The sequence below is a fragment of the Bartonella sp. HY038 genome, from assembly GCF_014117425.1.
Classification (GTDB): Bacteria; Pseudomonadota; Alphaproteobacteria; order Rhizobiales; family Rhizobiaceae; genus HY038.
This window is the reverse complement of sequence record NZ_CP059725.1, coordinates 94,995-112,513: the sequence shown is the minus strand read 5'-3', so window position 1 is coordinate 112,513 and position 17,519 is coordinate 94,995. Positions and strand designations below refer to the sequence as shown.

At 41.1% G+C, this 17,519-nt stretch carries 13 protein-coding genes; 5 read left to right on the top strand and 8 right to left on the bottom strand.

From position 1 onward, the window contains the following. Positions 1-3 precede the first annotated feature (3 nt). The 5 genes from ptsP to arsC all read right to left on the bottom strand — a co-directional run bounded on the left by ptsP (position 4) and on the right by arsC (position 7,287). Positions 4-2,274, bottom strand: a complete 2,271-nt coding sequence (gene ptsP, locus H3299_RS00465; protein ID WP_182418400.1) for a phosphoenolpyruvate--protein phosphotransferase — start codon at positions 2,272-2,274, stop codon at positions 4-6. 406 nt (positions 2,275-2,680) lie between these two features. Continuing rightward, complete coding sequence (locus H3299_RS00460; RefSeq protein WP_182418399.1) at positions 2,681-3,934, bottom strand: aspartate kinase; 1,254 nt, start codon at positions 3,932-3,934, stop codon at positions 2,681-2,683. A gap of 440 nt (positions 3,935-4,374) precedes the next feature. After that, positions 4,375-4,695, bottom strand: a complete 321-nt coding sequence (locus H3299_RS00455; protein WP_246708240.1) for a septal ring lytic transglycosylase RlpA family protein — start codon at positions 4,693-4,695, stop codon at positions 4,375-4,377. Positions 4,696-5,596: 901 nt separating this feature from the next. Next, on the bottom strand, positions 5,597-6,736 hold the full coding sequence (locus H3299_RS00450; RefSeq protein WP_182418397.1) for a phosphatase domain-containing protein: 1,140 nt from the start codon (positions 6,734-6,736) through the stop codon (positions 5,597-5,599). Positions 6,737-6,921: 185 nt separating this feature from the next. Then, entirely contained in the window at positions 6,922-7,287 is a 366-nt protein-coding gene (arsC, locus tag H3299_RS00445) for an arsenate reductase (glutaredoxin) (RefSeq protein WP_182418396.1), read from the bottom strand. Between the two features lie 527 nt (positions 7,288-7,814). Between arsC and lpdA the strand changes: the two genes are divergently transcribed. Beyond that, on the top strand, positions 7,815-9,221 hold the full coding sequence (lpdA, locus tag H3299_RS00440; protein ID WP_182418395.1) for a dihydrolipoyl dehydrogenase: 1,407 nt from the start codon (positions 7,815-7,817) through the stop codon (positions 9,219-9,221). A gap of 132 nt (positions 9,222-9,353) precedes the next feature. On the opposite strand, the gene H3299_RS00435 is transcribed toward lpdA, so the two are convergent. Then, entirely contained in the window at positions 9,354-9,827 is a 474-nt protein-coding gene (locus H3299_RS00435; protein WP_182418394.1) for a hypothetical protein, read from the bottom strand. 353 nt (positions 9,828-10,180) lie between these two features. Here H3299_RS00435 and galU point away from each other — a divergent pair, with 353 nt between their 5' ends. Both galU and H3299_RS00425 read left to right on the top strand, forming a co-directional pair. Beyond that, on the top strand, positions 10,181-11,065 hold the full coding sequence (galU, locus tag H3299_RS00430) for a UTP--glucose-1-phosphate uridylyltransferase GalU (protein WP_182418393.1): 885 nt from the start codon (positions 10,181-10,183) through the stop codon (positions 11,063-11,065). Positions 11,066-11,256: 191 nt separating this feature from the next. Next, positions 11,257-12,255 (top strand): SIS domain-containing protein, encoded by a 999-nt coding sequence (locus H3299_RS00425; protein ID WP_182418392.1) that lies wholly within the window; start codon positions 11,257-11,259, stop codon positions 12,253-12,255. A 95-nt stretch (positions 12,256-12,350) separates the two neighbouring features. On the opposite strand, the gene H3299_RS00420 is transcribed toward H3299_RS00425, so the two are convergent. Continuing rightward, complete coding sequence (locus H3299_RS00420) at positions 12,351-13,580, bottom strand: MFS transporter (RefSeq protein WP_182418391.1); 1,230 nt, start codon at positions 13,578-13,580, stop codon at positions 12,351-12,353. A gap of 289 nt (positions 13,581-13,869) precedes the next feature. On the opposite strand from H3299_RS00420, the gene H3299_RS00415 reads away from it, so the two are divergent. Continuing rightward, a complete protein-coding gene (locus tag H3299_RS00415) occupies positions 13,870-15,453 on the top strand; it encodes a phospholipase D family protein (protein WP_182418390.1) in 1,584 nt (527 codons plus the stop codon). 125 nt (positions 15,454-15,578) lie between these two features. Beyond that, positions 15,579-16,112: a metallophosphoesterase gene (locus H3299_RS00410; RefSeq protein ID WP_182418389.1), complete on the top strand. Its 534-nt coding sequence runs from the start codon at positions 15,579-15,581 to the stop codon at positions 16,110-16,112. Positions 16,113-16,118: 6 nt separating this feature from the next. Here the strand turns inward: H3299_RS00410 and H3299_RS00405 are convergent, their stop codons facing one another. Continuing rightward, positions 16,119-17,471 carry a folylpolyglutamate synthase/dihydrofolate synthase family protein gene (locus tag H3299_RS00405; RefSeq protein WP_246708238.1) on the bottom strand — a complete coding sequence of 451 codons (1,353 nt, stop codon included), beginning with the start codon at positions 17,469-17,471 and terminating at the stop codon, positions 16,119-16,121. Between the last annotated feature and the right edge of the window lie 48 nt (positions 17,472-17,519).

The window sequence follows — 17,519 nt, the reverse complement described above, 5'->3', positions numbered from 1 at the left end:
TCCTTAAAGGCTGATATTATTATCCTCAGCATATCGCAGCAAAAATTCACGCATATTAATACCCGTATCACGGCTATCCAAAATATCATCAAGATTTTTACGTAAATCTTGTGCGTCAAGCGACAATAGCATTGCTTTTACCGGCCCGATCGATGATGGCGTCATCGAAATACGGTGATAGCCAAGCCCAATTAAAGCCATAGCGGTTATCGGTTTGCCTGCCATTTCGCCGCAAAGCGTAACAGGCTTTTCAGCTCTTTCACCTGCGCGGATAATATTGCGTAAAACGCGTAACATCGGCACTGAAAGCTGATCAAAACGGTTGGCAACTTGCGAGTTACCGCGATCAACCGCCATAAGGAATTGAAATAAATCATTAGAACCAACGGAAACAAAATCCACCACTTCCATCAATTCATCAAGTTGGAATAAAAGCCCCGGTACTTCCACCATGGCACCAAGCTTGATCCGTGTCGGCTGGCCATAACCAAAGCGGTCAAGATAATTGATCTCGCGGTCAATCAGTTCTCTGGTGCGATGAATTTCACTCACATCGCTTACCATGGGTAGCATCACCCGCAATTCGCGGCCAATAGATGCTTTTAGCAAAGCGCGTAATTGGGTACGCATTAAAGCAGGCCGATCCAGTGTCAAGCGAATGGCACGCCAACCAAGAGCGGGATTTTCTTCCTGCTCTTTAAAGCGGAAATAGGGCAAAACCTTATCGCCGCCAATATCTAAAGTTCTAAACGTTACTGGCTTATCACCGATTTCCTTATAGACCGAGCGATAAAGCTGCTCTTGCTCGTTAGAGCGCGGAAAGGTTGATGCGATCATAAATTGCAATTCGGTGCGGAAAAGCCCCACACCTTCGGCGCCAGACTCAAAAAGCTGCGGCAGATCAACCAAAAGACCTGCATTAATCAACATAATGATTTTTTGACCATCGCGGGTTAATGCTGGTACATCACGCAAATCACGATAGGCTTGCTGACGACGAGCGCGAAAACGCGCTTTTTCGGCATAGGCTTTTTCAACATCAATGGCAGGGCGCAAATGCAAGCGCCCCTCTTCACCATCAATAATCACTGGATCGCCATTTTCAGATAATGACACAGCACCTTTTGCTTGCCCAACAACCGGAATGCCCATGGCGCGAGCAACGATTGTAACGTGACTGGTTGGAGCACCATCTTCCAAAACAAGCCCACGCACCGAGCCGCGAGGGTAATCAAGCAGTTCTGCTGCGCCCATAGTACGCGCGACAATAATGGCATCCTTACCAACACTTGCAGCAATATCTTCGCGGCTACTTCCCATCAACTGATAAAGCAAACGATTGGCAAGGTCATCAAAATCTGAAAGGCGCTCACGCAAATAGGGATCGGTCAAATTAAGCATACGGGCGCGGGTATCGCTTTGCACTTTTTCAACCGCACCCTCAGCACTCAAACCATTGCGAATAGCTTCTTCAAGACGGCGCATCCAACCATTATCATTGGCAAACATGCGATAAGCTTCAAGCACATCACGATGTTCACCTTCACGCGCCACATCACCGCGCGCCAATAGATCATCAATGGACAGTCTTAGCGAATCCATCGCCGTGGTAAGCTTTTGCAGCTCCAGATCAATATCTTCATTGAAAAGATTGGTAACCACGATGCGCGGTTCATGCAAAACAACTGTACCAAGACCAATACCCTCATTTAACGCGCGTCCGTTAAGCGTATAGGGGCGGCGCAAGTCAATATCTACACTGTTAAGAGATACGCGCGGCAAATCACCAGCGGCGATCATTTCAGCAAGCACCATAGCAACAGTTTCTAACGCCTCAACCTCGTCATCATTATAAATGCGCTGTTCGCGGTTTTGTACCACCAAAACACCCAAGGTGCGGCCAGCGCGCAATATTGGCACGCCAAGAAATGAAGAATAAATTTCCTCTCCCGTTTCAGGCAAATAGGCAAAGGCCGGGTGGACTTGTGCATTGGAAAGGTTTAGCGGCGTAGCATTAGCGGCAATCGTGCCAACAAGCCCTTGTCCAAGACGCAATTGTACAAGGTGTACCGCCTCAGGATTAAGTCCTTGGGTTGCATAAAGCTCTAAAACTGCATCAGAGCGCAATACATAAAAAGAGCAAACATCAGTCACCATATTATGGGCTATTTCGCGCACAATAAGATCAAGACGTGCCTGTGGCTCCATGGCATCAGCCATGAGTTCACGCATTCTTCTTAAGAGTAGTCTTGGACCGGTTTCGACCTTTGGCATTGGCTTGACGGGCTCCCACTCATTGGCAAGATCATTATTTTAAAACGATTTCACCCAACCACATAATAATATTTAATTTCGACGGTTTTGAATAAATAATTGAATAGCCCTAAAATACATTCTTCTGATGCTTGTTGCAGCTATTGATTATTCAAAAATATTCGTCGAATAGAGCATATTCCATTATAATAAAAAAGATAACATGTCGAATGTAATCGTTATCATACTATTAAAAGCCAAACACATTTTTTTGTAAATGGGCCTTGTTAGAAAATAATCGATTTATCAATCTGTATTTAACAAGCCCTCAACTTAATGGTGAAGGCTTGTCTTTTTTCATCGAATAAGATTAGACTTTTATTAAACCAGTTATAAAACCGGCAAAAGTCAATCCAGCAAGAAATTCTTAGTCCTTATCAAGACCATAAATTGCATGCAATGTACGCACGGCAAGCTCAGTATAGGCGCTATCGATCAAAATTGAAATTTTGATTTCTGATGTGGTAATCGCACGGATATTGATGCCTTTTTCAGCCATAGCTTTAAACGCGGTTGCAGCAACACCCGCATGGCTTCTCATGCCGATGCCGATCACGGAAACCTTAGCAAGGCCAGTTTCCGATTGAATCGCATCAAATTCAATATCATTTTTATCGGCTTCAAGAATCTTGACTGCCTTTTCCACATCGCTCGATGGAACGGTAAAAGTCATGTCGGTTTTTGAACCATCTTCAGAAATATTCTGTACGATCATGTCAACATTGATATGATCTTCGGCTAATGGGCCAAAAATAGCAGCAGAGATGCCGGGGCGATCATCAATACGGCGCAAAGAAATTTGTGCTTCGTCTTTAGCAAAGGCAATGCCTGTTACAACCTGTTGTTCCACGATTTCATCCTCATCGCAAATAAGTGTTCCTGGTGGATTGATTAAATCGCCCATTCCCGGAGCATCGGGGTCTTCAAAACTAGAACGTACAAAGGTACGCACTTTATGAACCATCGCAAGCTCGACCGAGCGCACTTGTAAAACCTTGGCACCCAATGATGCCATTTCAAGCATTTCTTCAAAGGCGACTTTGTGCAAACGGCGTGCTTTTGGCTCAATTCTTGGATCTGTGGTGTAAACGCCATCAACATCAGTATAAATATCGCAACGATCAGCTTTTACTGCCGCAGCAATAGCCACAGCACTGGTATCAGAACCACCGCGCCCAAGGGTTGCAATGCGATTATCAGGTGCAATCCCTTGAAAGCCTGCAATAACCGCAACTTGACCAAGCGCGAAGCGCTCAAGCAAAATAGTTGGGTCAATGTCAAGAATACGTGCTGAACTATGGGTACTATCTGTTCGAATTGGGATTTGCCACCCCATCCATGACCGCGCATCAATACCCATATCTTGTAAGGCAATAGCTAATAAACCAGCCGTTACCTGTTCACCCGATGCCACAACCGTATCATATTCGCGTGCATCATGCATGGCAGAGGCCTGCTTTGTCCATGCTACCAATTCATTGGTTTTTCCTGCCATTGCTGAAACAACAACAGCAACTTCATTGCCTGCGTCAACTTCACGTTTAACGTGACGTGCTACATTACGGATGCGGTCGATATCTGCAACGGAGGTTCCTCCGAATTTCATCACAATACGCGCCATTTTGCGTCACTTGCCACTTCAAATTGGGGCCTATGCTTGAAAAGCAGTAGCTACCCTTATGTTTACTAAGAAGAACATCACAATCACGCGATATCCCAGCCCACTTACCATTGATTGACAACTATTTTAGCCAAATAGCAGTACAATCAATGCTAAAAAATTCCAAGATAATGAGAAAGCAATTTTGCATTTACAATATCTTGATATATTCGCATATAAAACCTTAAGGGGTTTTCAATTGCAAGCGTCGCGGCCATAAATAGCGATCATTTTTCTATTAATATAATCGCTAGGCTTTACCACTATTTTTTCCTTATAGAAAAACTAGCAATTTCGCAAGCTAACAGTTTGGCAAATATATCAAACTTTGTGGGTATAAAGCTGCAATTTAGAAGCACTCGAAACAATAGTTTTATAGCGCTTGGTATTGGCAGCGTATATTAGCTAATACGCTCATAGCAAACAGCGGCGTGACCAGCACTTATATAGCCAAGTTCGCGGGCTGCACCTTTAGATAGATCAAGCACGCGGCCACGAATGAAAGGTCCGCGATCATTAATGCGCACCACAACTGATTTACCATTAGCTTTGTTGACAACACGGATTTTGCTGCCTAATGGCAAGGAGCGGTGCGCGGCGGTCATAGCTGATGGATTCATGCGCTCACCTGAAGCTGTTTTGGAGTAAAGCGCGTACCAAGAAGCACGTCCACATTGGCTAGCTGCAGATGCAGTTTGAGGCATAAGAGTAATAAGCGGCATTGCAATTGCACCAAGCAAACACACAGCTCGGCTAAGGGCAGAAGACATATCATTTCCAATTGTTATTGATAATATTGGTTAATGACTGCTGACCTAAGGGTAATATATGGCGATGCTGTGTTGAAAATTTGATAATATCAAATTGAAGAAATTTTTAAAAAATTGTATCAAAATGATAAATCTTTTATTTTAAGTAAATTTATATTAATTATATTCCTATAATTATTTAAATTAAATTTTTTATATTTTTATATTAAAAAAATATCGATTGATTTATTTCAATTACAAATAAATGATATTAAAAATCAGGTATTCAATATTTTAAATAATTTACGGTAGATTTTGAACATTGATCAAAGCTTTTTGGAAAAGTTATTTGGAATATTCTATTAGTAAAAGAAGCAGACGCTTCCTTGCCCAATTTTGAAAATGACCTGCCGCAATTGGTAAGATTTCCTTATTGTGGTCATAATTCAGTTAAGTTATTCACAGCCTTAGCCTAAATTTATAGGATTTCTAAGTGATATTTCTGTTTTGATTTTAGGAAATTTGACGCAAATTGGGAGATTTCGCCATAATTGGTCGATATGTGGCATGGTTATATAAAAAAAATTAAATTATGACGCATTCAATTTGCTGAGGCGATCATCTTTCACCTAAAAAAATAACAAATGCAGCAAAATGCCATTAAGGTTTTCTTCTCTTCACCATGTGCTCTATGGATTTTTGAGCATATTTCAAAATGTGCTAAGTAAAATGAAGATCCTTGAAACTCTATTTTAGTTAACTCGATAAGCTAACGAGCCCCAAAATGACGCTTCACAGTAATATTTGCAACAAGACGAAAAGCGTCATCACTTTAAACGCCACAACACTCTCCCGTTTAAATATTTTAAAAATATTAATAACCGTGGGCGCTGCGCCATTGATTGACAGCCAACCGCATTTTTTCAACCGAATTGGTAACCAACCATTGTTCCGCTGGTAAACCTGCAAAAATTTCTGCGTAATTTTTGGCTACTCCCTCAGATGAAACATCTCTAATGCAAATACCAATGATTTGATTGGGATATTTACGCATAAAATCTGCATATATTGTCGGATCATGCTCGCCTGAATCACCAATTAAAATAAAATGGCGATTTGGGTAAGCCTTGACCAAACGTTCAATGGAAGATGGCTTATGCAAGCGCGCTGCACCGCGTGGCACAATTTCGGTCCAGCGGGTTGTTTCGCGCAGATGCATGCTGCCTTCGGGATAGCCCGCCTTATTCATAAACTCAGATAAGAGTGGATAGAGCTGAATAGGCGAAGATGAAACATAATGAAAAGCAACCTCCTTATCATTGGCAAGATCGCTATACCATTCACTCATGCCATCAACAGCCACAAACTCCTCTAGAAATGTTTTGATCAATACTTGCCGGGTTTTCCCAACCTTGGTTTCTTTAATTGTATCATCAATATCTGAAACAATGGATAGACCACTTTTAGGAGCAAAATAGGCCGTTGCTTGATTATGATTAGCAGGCTTACCTCGACCATTTAATTCAAAAAATATTTTTTTATTTTCTTCTCCAAAAGGCTGTGGTGGCAAAATGGCCACAACATCACCTGTTCTTCCGCTACGCTTAGTCAAAGGTAAGCTATGGCGATTACCAGCAATATCGGTAACGAGAATTTGCTTCCCCCGCTCTGAATCAACCCGAAATAATTGCGTGCGTTCATAAAAGCGTTGGCGTTCTGCAGGGGTAAGGCTTGACAGATCAATCCCTAAAAAAAGCGCGAGCATTTGAGTTAAGCCGGGTCGTCTTTGCTTTTCATAGACCCAGGCTTGCACACCTGCAACATATTTGCCATCGCTTTGCTCATAAGCAATATCGGGCAAAAACATTACATATTCATCACTTTTTAACAAAGGGTTCGCGGTAGCAACTCCTATCATTGGGACAATAAAACCAACAGTTGAGATTAGCTTGCGAAAGGCAGGAGAATCAACCCCCCTCATACGTCTTTTTTGTTGAATACCGAGATCTGCCATATGTTCAATACGTCCAGTCCTTGTACACCTCCCCAAAAGAGAAGCGGCTTGCAATAAAACTTATGTTAAACCAATTTTCAAAGCCTTAACTAACAATGCTATTTATAAACTAGTCCAATTCTTTTTGTCTTATTCAAATTAGCCATATAAATATGACATAACCATCAAAATGAGCGCCAGATTTTTTAATTTTGAACCAATAATTCATTAACGCTTGCTGCCGGCCTGCACAATTTAACGCCATTTGGCGACGCAACGATTGGTCGATTAATAAGTTCTGGATGTTCGTGCATCAGCGCAGAAATCTGTTCATCATTAAGCGTTAGGTCATCAAGACCAAATTTATTATAAGCTTCTTCCTTGGTGCGAATAAAATCACGCAACTCGATACCGGAGCGTTTAGCCAAGATATTCAACATTAATGCTGATGGAGGTGTTTTAAGATATTCGATGATATGAGGCTCTATACCACTTGCCCTGATCATATCGAGAACATCACGCGAAGTACCGCAACGTGGATTATGATAAATGATAACATCAAAAGCTTGCATATATAATCCCAATTAGTCATCAATGTGTTATTGAAGAATATGCTTAAATTTTATTGAAACTTGCTATTTGACATTTTCATTAAAATCTTAACCTTATTAATAGGTAGTTTTAATTAAGACCGCCAATAAGCAATTTGTTAAAAGTCTAAGCAAAAATCTCATTTTACTAGCCTAATAAACGAAGCCTACATTAATCACAAATTTTTTCAAACAGAAAATGTAATTTACCACTGCATATTAAGAATAAAAATATAACAATTTTATTACAACCAACACAAAAAAATTTTAACTTTAAAAATCTAACATGCAAAAACCTTAAAAACCTGCTTTGCCACTACTGTTTCTATTACATTATGTATATAATTATTTGGTCTATCATTATTTAGGATTAAATAAATTTTACCAACATGATATTTAAACCAAAGACAATAAAATTTGTCATTTGCCTCAACTTTGTTTTTGAGACTCACATAATTTATGCTAATCACCGATAAACGATGGGAAAACCCAAAGCAAAAGGAAGAATCATGTCTTATGATGTTGTGGTGATCGGTTCAGGCCCAGGCGGCTATGTTTGTGCATTTAAAGCTGCCCAATTAGGGCTTAAAACCGCAATGATTGAAAAGCGTAAAACATTTGGCGGCACATGCCTCAATGTTGGCTGTATTCCATCAAAAGCATTGCTTCATGCTTCAGAAGTATATGCCGAAGCCTCTCATGGCTATGATTCAATCGGTGTTAAAATTGGCAAGCCGGAATTTGATTTTGCCAAAATGATGGAATTCAAGCAAAGCGTTATTGATGCCAATACCAGCGGTGTTGCCTTTCTAGCTAAAAAGAACAAGGTTGATACTTTTATTGGCACTGGTAAAATTGTTGCTCAAGGCAAAATTGAAGTAACTGCTGAAGATGGCGGTGTTCAAACTGTTGAAACCAAAAACATCGTTATTGCAACTGGCTCTGATGTTGCAGGTATCCCTGGTGTTGAATTTGAATTTGATGAAAAAACCATCATTTCATCAACCGGTGCCTTGGCGCTTAGCAAAGTTCCATCAACTATGATTGTCGTTGGTGCGGGTGTTATTGGTAGTGAACTTGGTTCAGTTTATGCGCGTCTTGGTACAAAAGTAACAATTGTTGAATATCTTGATAAAGCCCTTGGCGGCATGGATGGCGAAGTATCGCGCAACTTCCAAAGACTTATGGAAAAGCAAGGCATTACTTATAAGCTTGGCGCTAAAGTAACCGGTGTTGAAAATGGCTTCATGGGTGCAACGGTGCGTTATGAACCTGTAAGTGGCGGCGAAACCCAATCGCTTCATGGTGATGTTGTTTTGGTTGCAACTGGTCGTAAGCCTTATACAACTGGTCTTGGACTTGAAGAAGTTGGCGTTAAGCTTGACAATCGTGGCTGCGTTGAAATTGACAATCATTGGAAAACCAATATTGATGGCGTTTATGCTATTGGTGACGTGGTTAAAGGCCCAATGCTTGCCCATAAGGCTGAAGATGAAGGCGTTGCTGTCGCTGAAATTTTGGCTGGTCAAAAAGGCCATGTTAATTTTGATGTTATTCCGGGCGTTGTTTATACCCAGCCAGAGGTTGCGTCTGTTGGTAAAACGGAAGAAGAATTAAAAGCTGCTGGCATTGAATATAATGTCGGTAAATTTCCATTCACTGCTAATGGTCGTGCACGCTCGATGCAGCATACAGACGGTTTTGTAAAAATCCTAGCTTGCAAAAAGACCGACCGGGTTCTTGGTGGTCATATTCTAGGTTATGGTGCTGGTGAAATGATCCACGAAATTTCCGTGCTCATGGAATTTGGTGGCTCATCAGAAGATCTTGGCCGTACTTGCCACGCACATCCAACCCTGTCGGAAGCAGTACGTGAAGCAGCCCTTGCTACATTTGCTAAGCCTTTGCATATGTAAATTTTAAAAATGCTTAAACAAAAGCCCCTTTGGTTTTGCCAAAGGGGCTTTTATTTTTAATAGGGATTTTTTACAAATAAGGAGTGGCTATCGTCACAATTTTACCTAAGTCAATAACGATAAACCCACCCATCAAATGCCCAATACAACCATGGTCTTGTATTTTTCAAACACGCCATTGCCCCAGAGCAAAAACTCTTCAGCAAAGTTTAAAAATTCTTTTCGCGTTTTTTCAAAATATAATTTTTGATAAAAACCATCATCCTCAAAACGATTGAGGCTAGCCATGACATCTATTATGTTTTTAGCGTTTCGCCAATCACTAACCACATCCTTCACTGCGGTGACGATGATCTCCCATTCCTCGTTATCAATTTTTGTTATGCCCCAATGACAATAATTATCTCGCACATTTTCAGCGATACATCTTTCGATGAACCCAAAAGCAATTTCGCTTATGCATATTCCATCATCATAATAGAAATTCTCCATTTCATTTACATAGTCGACAATTCCCTCGGCAATAGGTACTAGCTGCATGGTAAAACCACCCGCTAAGGATGAGCCATATTTGATTTCAAAATCAACTGCTTTTTTGTTAGACATTTTCTACCGTTTACGCATTTATGGATAAAGATTGCCGCCTCTAAATTTCATCCATAGCTAGTCATCACATCTCTTTTAGGCTTTTTTATAAAGCCAATCAAAGTATTAACACAACATGCAAGAAACTAGTTTTATGACCATGGTTTGAGAAAATATCAACTGCTGTTAGATAAATAAAATGCAAGTACAATTAACCCAATATTTGATGAGCCAGCAATTTTAACAATATCAAATATCATTACAAATGCGGCAAAAGGGTGTATTGTAATTAAATCGGATATATGCCAAAAAGTAAGGTACTTTATAACGCAGTTTAACGGCTTTTAAGCCTATATTATAAAAGGGGTATTTCCTTGCGCAAAATTCGTAAAGCGGTTTTTCCTGTTGCCGGTCTTGGCACTCGTTTTCTTCCTGCAACGAAGACAGTGCCTAAAGAAATGCTGACTGTTGTTGATAAGCCCGTTATTCAATATGTGGTTGATGAAGCACGCGCCGCTGGTATTGAGCATTTGATTTTTGTTACCGGCCGTAATAAGGCGGTGATTGAAGATTATTTTGATGCGCAAGTTGAATTATACCAAAATCTTGAATCGCGTGGCAAAAAAGAAGAACTAAACCATTTGCAAGAATTGCAACCTTTGCCGGGCACAACATCTTTTACCCGCCAACAAGATCCCCTAGGTCTTGGTCATGCGGTATGGTGCGCGCGCGAACTTGTTGGCAATGAGCCATTTGCCCTTTTATTACCCGACATGATCATGCAATCTCAACAAGGTTGCCTATCTGAAATGGTGCGCCTTTATAATGAAACGGGTGGCAATATTATTGCGGTGCAAGAATGCGCTGCAGAAGAAGCCCATAAATATGGTATTGTTGGCAAAGGTAACGACATTGCCAATGGTTTTCAAATTACTGAAATGGTTGAAAAGCCAGCACCTGGTAGCGCCCCATCCAACTTATTTATTAATGGCCGTTATATTATTCAGCCTGAAATTTTTGATATTCTTGCCCACCAAGAACGCGGTTCAGGAAATGAAATCCAATTGACCGATGGTATGAAAAAGCTTGCAAAAAACCAAGAATTTTATGGCTATCACTTCCAAGGTAAAACCTTTGATTGCGGCTCAAAAGTTGGTTTTATTGAAGCTAATGTCGCCTTTGGTTTAGAACGTGATGACATGTGCGATAGGATTATAGGTCCGCTAACCGAATTATTAAATAATGCTCAAAAATCATAATTGTAAATCATCCCTATTGATTTACAATATGTCGGCTTGATTTGATAAAGTCAGGATAGCTTTAATTTAGCTGTTTCCTGACTTTATTTTTTTAAATGGCGGCTATATTTAAATCGAAAAACTATAATACCGAAAGCTGTTATCGATAATTTTATAGACGGCGATAGAATTTTAATTTATTTGATATTATCATGGAAAAAATTGCAGACACAACAAGCATCGACAAGCAATCTGTTATTCATTCTGCGCTCAAAACAGTGCAAAATGAAAAGGCTGGGCTTCAAGCGCTAGAGCAAGCTTTAAAAAATGGTCTTTCAGAGCCATTTTTAACCGCAGTACAAACTATTGCCGGCATAAATGGCCGCGTGGTTGTAACTGGTCTTGGCAAAAGCGGCCACATTGGCGCAAAGATTGCAGCCACCCTTGCCTCAACTGGAACACCAGCATTTTTTGTTCATGCAGCAGAAGCCAATCACGGTGATCTTGGCATGATTGGCCGCAATGATGTCATTCTTGCGCTTTCTTGGTCGGGTGAAACAACAGAACTTAAAGGCATATTAAACCACTCACGCCGCTTTAAAATTCCTCTTATTGCATTAACTTCTGGCGAAGATTCCGCTCTTGGTCGGCAAGCTGATATTCTTTTGTTGCTACCAAAAGCTGAGGAAGCTTGTCCGCATGGTCTTGCGCCGACAACATCAACCGGTATGCAATTGGCGCTTGGCGATGCTTTGGCTGTGTCGCTACTTGAAGCACGACATTTTTCGGCAAGTGATTTCAAGATTTATCATCCAGGTGGTTCACTTGGTGCAAGTTTAAGCTTTGTACGTGATGTCATGCATAAAAATGACAGTATACCACTGGTACAATTGGGCACACCAATGCCGCTTGCGATGCAAGAGCTTGCGGCAAAGCATTTTGGCTGTGTTGCAGTTATTGATGACAATGGCAAACTCAGCGGTATCGTGACTGAGGGTGACCTTGCGCGCAACTGTAACCGCGACCTTTCACAATTAAAGGTTGATGATGTTATGACAAAATCACCGAAAACCGTAAATCCAGATGCGATTACTGCATCAGCAATGGCCTTACTTAATGAATATAAAATAAGCGCCTTATTGGTGGTGGAGAATGATAAACCGATTGGGATTTTACATTTCCACGATTTATTGCGCCTTGGCACATTGTAATTTTCCCAAAGACTTAATTCTTGTTTATTTAAACATTTTTTACATAAAACATAAAAATAGAGCTTTTAGGCCAACTTGAAAATGAGCCAAATGTTCTATTTTTTGTTTACCAATAAAAGCATATTGCCCAAAGCACAAAGAATAAGCACAAAAGCGGTAATAAAAAATACTGGCTCCATACCAAAATAGCCCCCAATATAGCCCCCCATTAACGGCCCTAAAACCTGCCCAACATATTGGCAAGAAACCGATAGACCTAGCACGGTTCCAAGCTTATCATCACTAATATTTTGCCGTAAACTAGCGGTAATGCATGGAATAAGTCCGCCTAAAGCAACACCTAAGAAAAAGCGTAAAATTGCAAGCTGCAAGGGTGAGGTAACAAAGGCCTGCGGAATAAGCAAAAGCCCCGCACAAAGCATGGCGATAATCAAAACCGGTTGATAGCCAACTTTATCGGCAAGGCTACCTAATCGTTTAGCTGATAATGCACTACCAAGGGCCGTCACCGACATAATAATACCAGCCCAAAAAGTCACGCCCTGTAAATGAGATTGTTGCAAATCACCAACATCAACAGTCATTAATTGTTGAACATAAAGAGTAATAATTGGCTCAATTGACATATTTGCAAACATCAATAACATTGCGGTGGTCAAAGCAATAATCACTGATACAGTCATAACGCTACGCCAAGGTTTACTTTGCGCTTTATCTGGTACTTCACGTTTTTGAAATAGGCTTTTATTTTCTCTTAACATGAATGTCGTTGCCAAAAAGGTAATAAATATAACCAAACCAACAACCCAAAAAGAGGCTCTGATGCCAATATAAATTGGTAAAATACCACCAATTAATGGCCCTAAGAAATTACCAGCCATAATACCTGATGAAACAAGGCCAATCGCCCATCCGGTTTGATCGCGCGGTGCTTGTGTTGCAGCTAAAATAGCTGCACCAGAGGCATAGCCGCCAGCAAGACCAGTTAAAAGCCGCAAGAAAAATAATTGCTCAATTGATGTGGCCATGCCCATTAAAGCAATAGAAATTGCCATGCCAAAGCTTGCCCTCACCAACATCAATTTGCGGCCATAAAGATCACCAAGCCGCCCCCAAAGTGGTGCGACAAGAGCTGCGGCAAAATAGGTTATGCCATAAGTAATACCTGACCATGATGCAATGGAAGATGGTTTATCAACACCAAGATCAGCAATATAGAGCGGCAATATTGGCAGCAGCAATGTCATACCGACAATGGTGGTAAAAGCACCAAGCGTGACGATAATAACATTGCTTTTCCAATAAGGGTCGGCTTGCACGCTCATTTTTATCTCTATCTTGTTGTTGCCATGTCTTGATCGTTAAAAACTGCGATGCACTTTTTGTAACATTTGCATTAGCAAATGTGCTGTGCCGCAAATATGATTTTTCATTTTTATGTGCAGGATAATATGACAGTTAATTTTCAAAAATCTTTTAATAGGCTTCATTGATAAGTCTATGGTTCATACATAAATATGTCATGAACTTCAAATAATTATAACTGATATGAATGTGGTTGTTTTAGCAGAGTTCCAATAAAACCATCAAGGGAGTTTTCATCATTTGGAGCAAATGGATAGCATATTTGACTTTTTAAAAATATTTTTGCTGATTGTAATTATTATTGCACTCGCGTCCATTCTTGCCGTCTATACTTATGGTCGCTTTGCTAAACAAGCACGCGGCGAACCCTCTTATGCTTTGCCTTTGGAAGAAAATGCAACCCAGATAGATCAATTGGTGCAAAAAATTGCCCATGAGCGTAATGGCCTTGGCGTAAGTTATAATGCCCTGTCGCTATTGATTAATAATCTTGATGCTTTTGCCGCCCGCGTTCTTGCAGCACGCATGGCAGAGCGCAGCCTTGATATGATGTATTATATTTGGGACGATGACGTAACGGGGCGGCTCTTGCTTAACGAAATTGTTGAAGCGGCAGATCGCGGTGTCAAAGTACGGCTTATTCTGGATGATATTAATGCGCAAGGTCGTGATCGCGCTTATGTAGCTCTTGACCAACATCAAAATATCGAAATCCGCATGTTTAATCCTTCGCGTACCCGTCAAAATGGTTTGCAACGTGGATTAGAAATGGCCCTGCGCGCCTTAACTGTAACACGGCGTATGCATAATAAGGCTTTTATTGCCGATGGTCGCCTTGCCTTTGTTGGGGGACGCAATATTGGTGACGCTTATTTTGGTGCGGGGCAGAAGTCTAATTTTCGTGATCTTGATCTCATACTCATTGGGCCAGAGGTACGCAATGCTGAAAGCATTTTTGATACATTCTGGAATAGCGAAGTGGTTTTGCCAATCCATGCCCTAACCCTACCGCGCACGCTTAAAAACCCTGATAAATGGAAAACAAAATTACGGCTTTTCCGCAAATCGGCAAAGGCTCGCCCCTATCTTGATTATTTGCACCATCATTTGGGACTTCATCATTTTTTAGAAAAAAATGGTCGTCTCATTGCGGCCGATATGGTGAAAGTCATTTCAGACCCACCAGAAAAAGCCCTTAATAAAGGCGCAGATAATTGGCTTATGGAAATTTTAATGCCCTTTATCAATGAGGCAAGCACCAATTTACAAATAACATCGCCCTATTTTATTCCAGGTGTTGCAGGCAGCGAGCATTTAACCAAAATTGCAGCTGATGGTTGTGATGTGCAAATTCTCACCAATTCCCTATCAGCAACCGATGTCGCTGTAGTGCATGGCGGCTATATGTGCTACCGCAAAAAACTATTAAAAGGCGGCGTTAAGCTATATGAGTTAAAGGCCGATAGTGGTCATCACCATTTGCGGCTTTTTGGTTCAGGCCATGCAAGCTTACATACTAAAGCTTTTTTGATCGACCGTGAGCGTGGCTTTGTTGGCTCATTCAATTTTGATCCACGCTCGGCATCGCTTAATACCGAAATGGGCATTTTATTTGATTGCCGCGAAATCGCTATCATGATGGATCAACTTTTTTGCGAAGAAATCAATGATGATATGAGCTATGAAGTGATGCTTGATAAAAAAGACCGTTTAAATTGGCATGACATTGAAGATGATAAGCTTGAGATTTATAAACACGACCCCAAAACATCAATTTGGCGGCGACTTTTTGTGCAGCTTATTAGTTGGCTGCCGATTGAATCGCAATTATAGTATTATAATTCTAATTTTGTCGACTTGCTTAAAATATCAAGCATCTGTGTTTGATTAATGCAACAGCCATTTTTTTTATCAAAGTGCGCATTGTGAGCCGCTATTTCCTGTGATAAAATTGCGCCATGAAACATTGGTATACTGCCGACCCGCATTTCGGCCATAAGAATATTCTTCATTATTGCGATCGCCCCTTTGAAAATACAGATGATATGGATGCCGCCTTGCTGCAAAATCTGCAAGACTGTGTCATGCAAGACGATCATCTTTGGATCATTGGCGATTTTTATTGCGGCAAGAAAAACAAAGATGCCGCATTATTAAATGCCCTTTTCAACTCTATTCCCGGGCAAAAACATCTCATCATTGGCAATCATGATCACAGCAGCGTCAAGCGCCTGCCATGGGCAAGTATTCATGCTCTTTTTGAGCTGAGCGATGGTGAAACAAAATTAGTGCTTTGCCATTATCCACTTTTAAGCTGGAATGGTGACCACCATGGTAGCTTACATCTTTTTGGTCATGTCCATGATAAGTGGCAAGGCACCAATAAAAGCATCAATGTCGGTGTTGACTTATGGGATTATAAGCCAACAGATCTTGAGGCGATAAAGCAACGCGCCAAAACCTTGCCGCCGTTAAAGCTTTGGGGCAAATAACTGGATCTAACGCGGTGGTGTGCCATTTTGGTCTAAGGCGTCACCTGCAAGATAAAGCGAGCCGCAAATCAAGATAAGGCTGCGTTTGCTTTCATCATTTATAGTTGCAATTTCCTGCAAAGCTTCATCAATCGAACCAGTTGCTGTTGCATCAAGCTTAGCAGCTTTTGCCATTGCAGCAAGATCCTTTGGATCAATACCCGCATCGGATGATTGCACCGGCACAGTAAAGACCTTTGGCGATAGGCAAGCAAAATTTTCAAAATAGGATTGGCTATCCTTGGTGTTGATCATACCAGCAATGAGGTAAAGCCGATCATATTGATTGCTCATAATTTTCTTTAATGCCGCAACTGTAACTGCGCCAGCTGCAGGATTATGACCGCCATCTATCCAAATATCGCAATTTTTTGCAGCATGATCGAGCAATGCACCTGATACTAATTTTTGCATTCGCCCCGGCCAATAAACATGACGTAAAGCGTTAGCAATGTGCTCATCTTGAATTGCAAAGCCGGCAACTTTTACCGCTTGAATAGCACTAGCCGCATTTTGAATTTGATAAGCACCATTTAATTGTGGCAATGGCAAATCAATCAAGCCTTGTTCATTTTGAAAAGCCATGCGCCCATGTTCTTCATAAGCGGTAAAATCTTGGCCAAAAATATAAGTCGGTGCGTGATTTTTTTGGGCAATAGTAGTTAAAACATCTAAAGCCTCATCGCTTTGTTGCGCGCTAATCACCACCGGACATTTTTTCTTGATAATGCCAGCCTTTTCACCGGCAATGGCAGCAATTGTATCGCCCAAAAAGGCTTGATGGTCTAACGATATTGGCATAATCAGCGAGACGGCTGGGCTTGCGATGACATTAGTGGCATCAAAACGACCACCCAATCCCACTTCCAATATAATTGCGTCGGCAGGATGCTCGGCAAAAAGCAAAAAGGCAGCGGCAGTCAATATTTCAAAAACAGTAATCGCTGCACTAGCATTTGCCGTGCCAATACGCTGCAAAACATCGGCTAAAACGGCATCATCAACAAATTGGCTACTTGTTTTTTGACCATTTTGGCTAGCACGCGTATTTTGCGCAAGGCGATAACGCTCATGCCAATGGACAAGATGGGGAGACGTATGGACATGGACACCATAGCCGGCTTCTTCCAATAGCGATCTTAAATAGGCACTGGCAGAACCCTTGCCATTAGTGCCAGCAATATGGAAAATTGGCGGCAATTTATTTTGCGGTGAACCTAATTTTTCTAAAAGCTCACTAATGCGCCCTAAAGACAAGTCAAAGCCTTTGGGGTGATGGCGCATAAATTCTTTGATAAGATCATCAGCCGTTTGACACATTGTCATATTTTATCTCTTAAGCAAGCAAAACTATAAATTTATAATGGT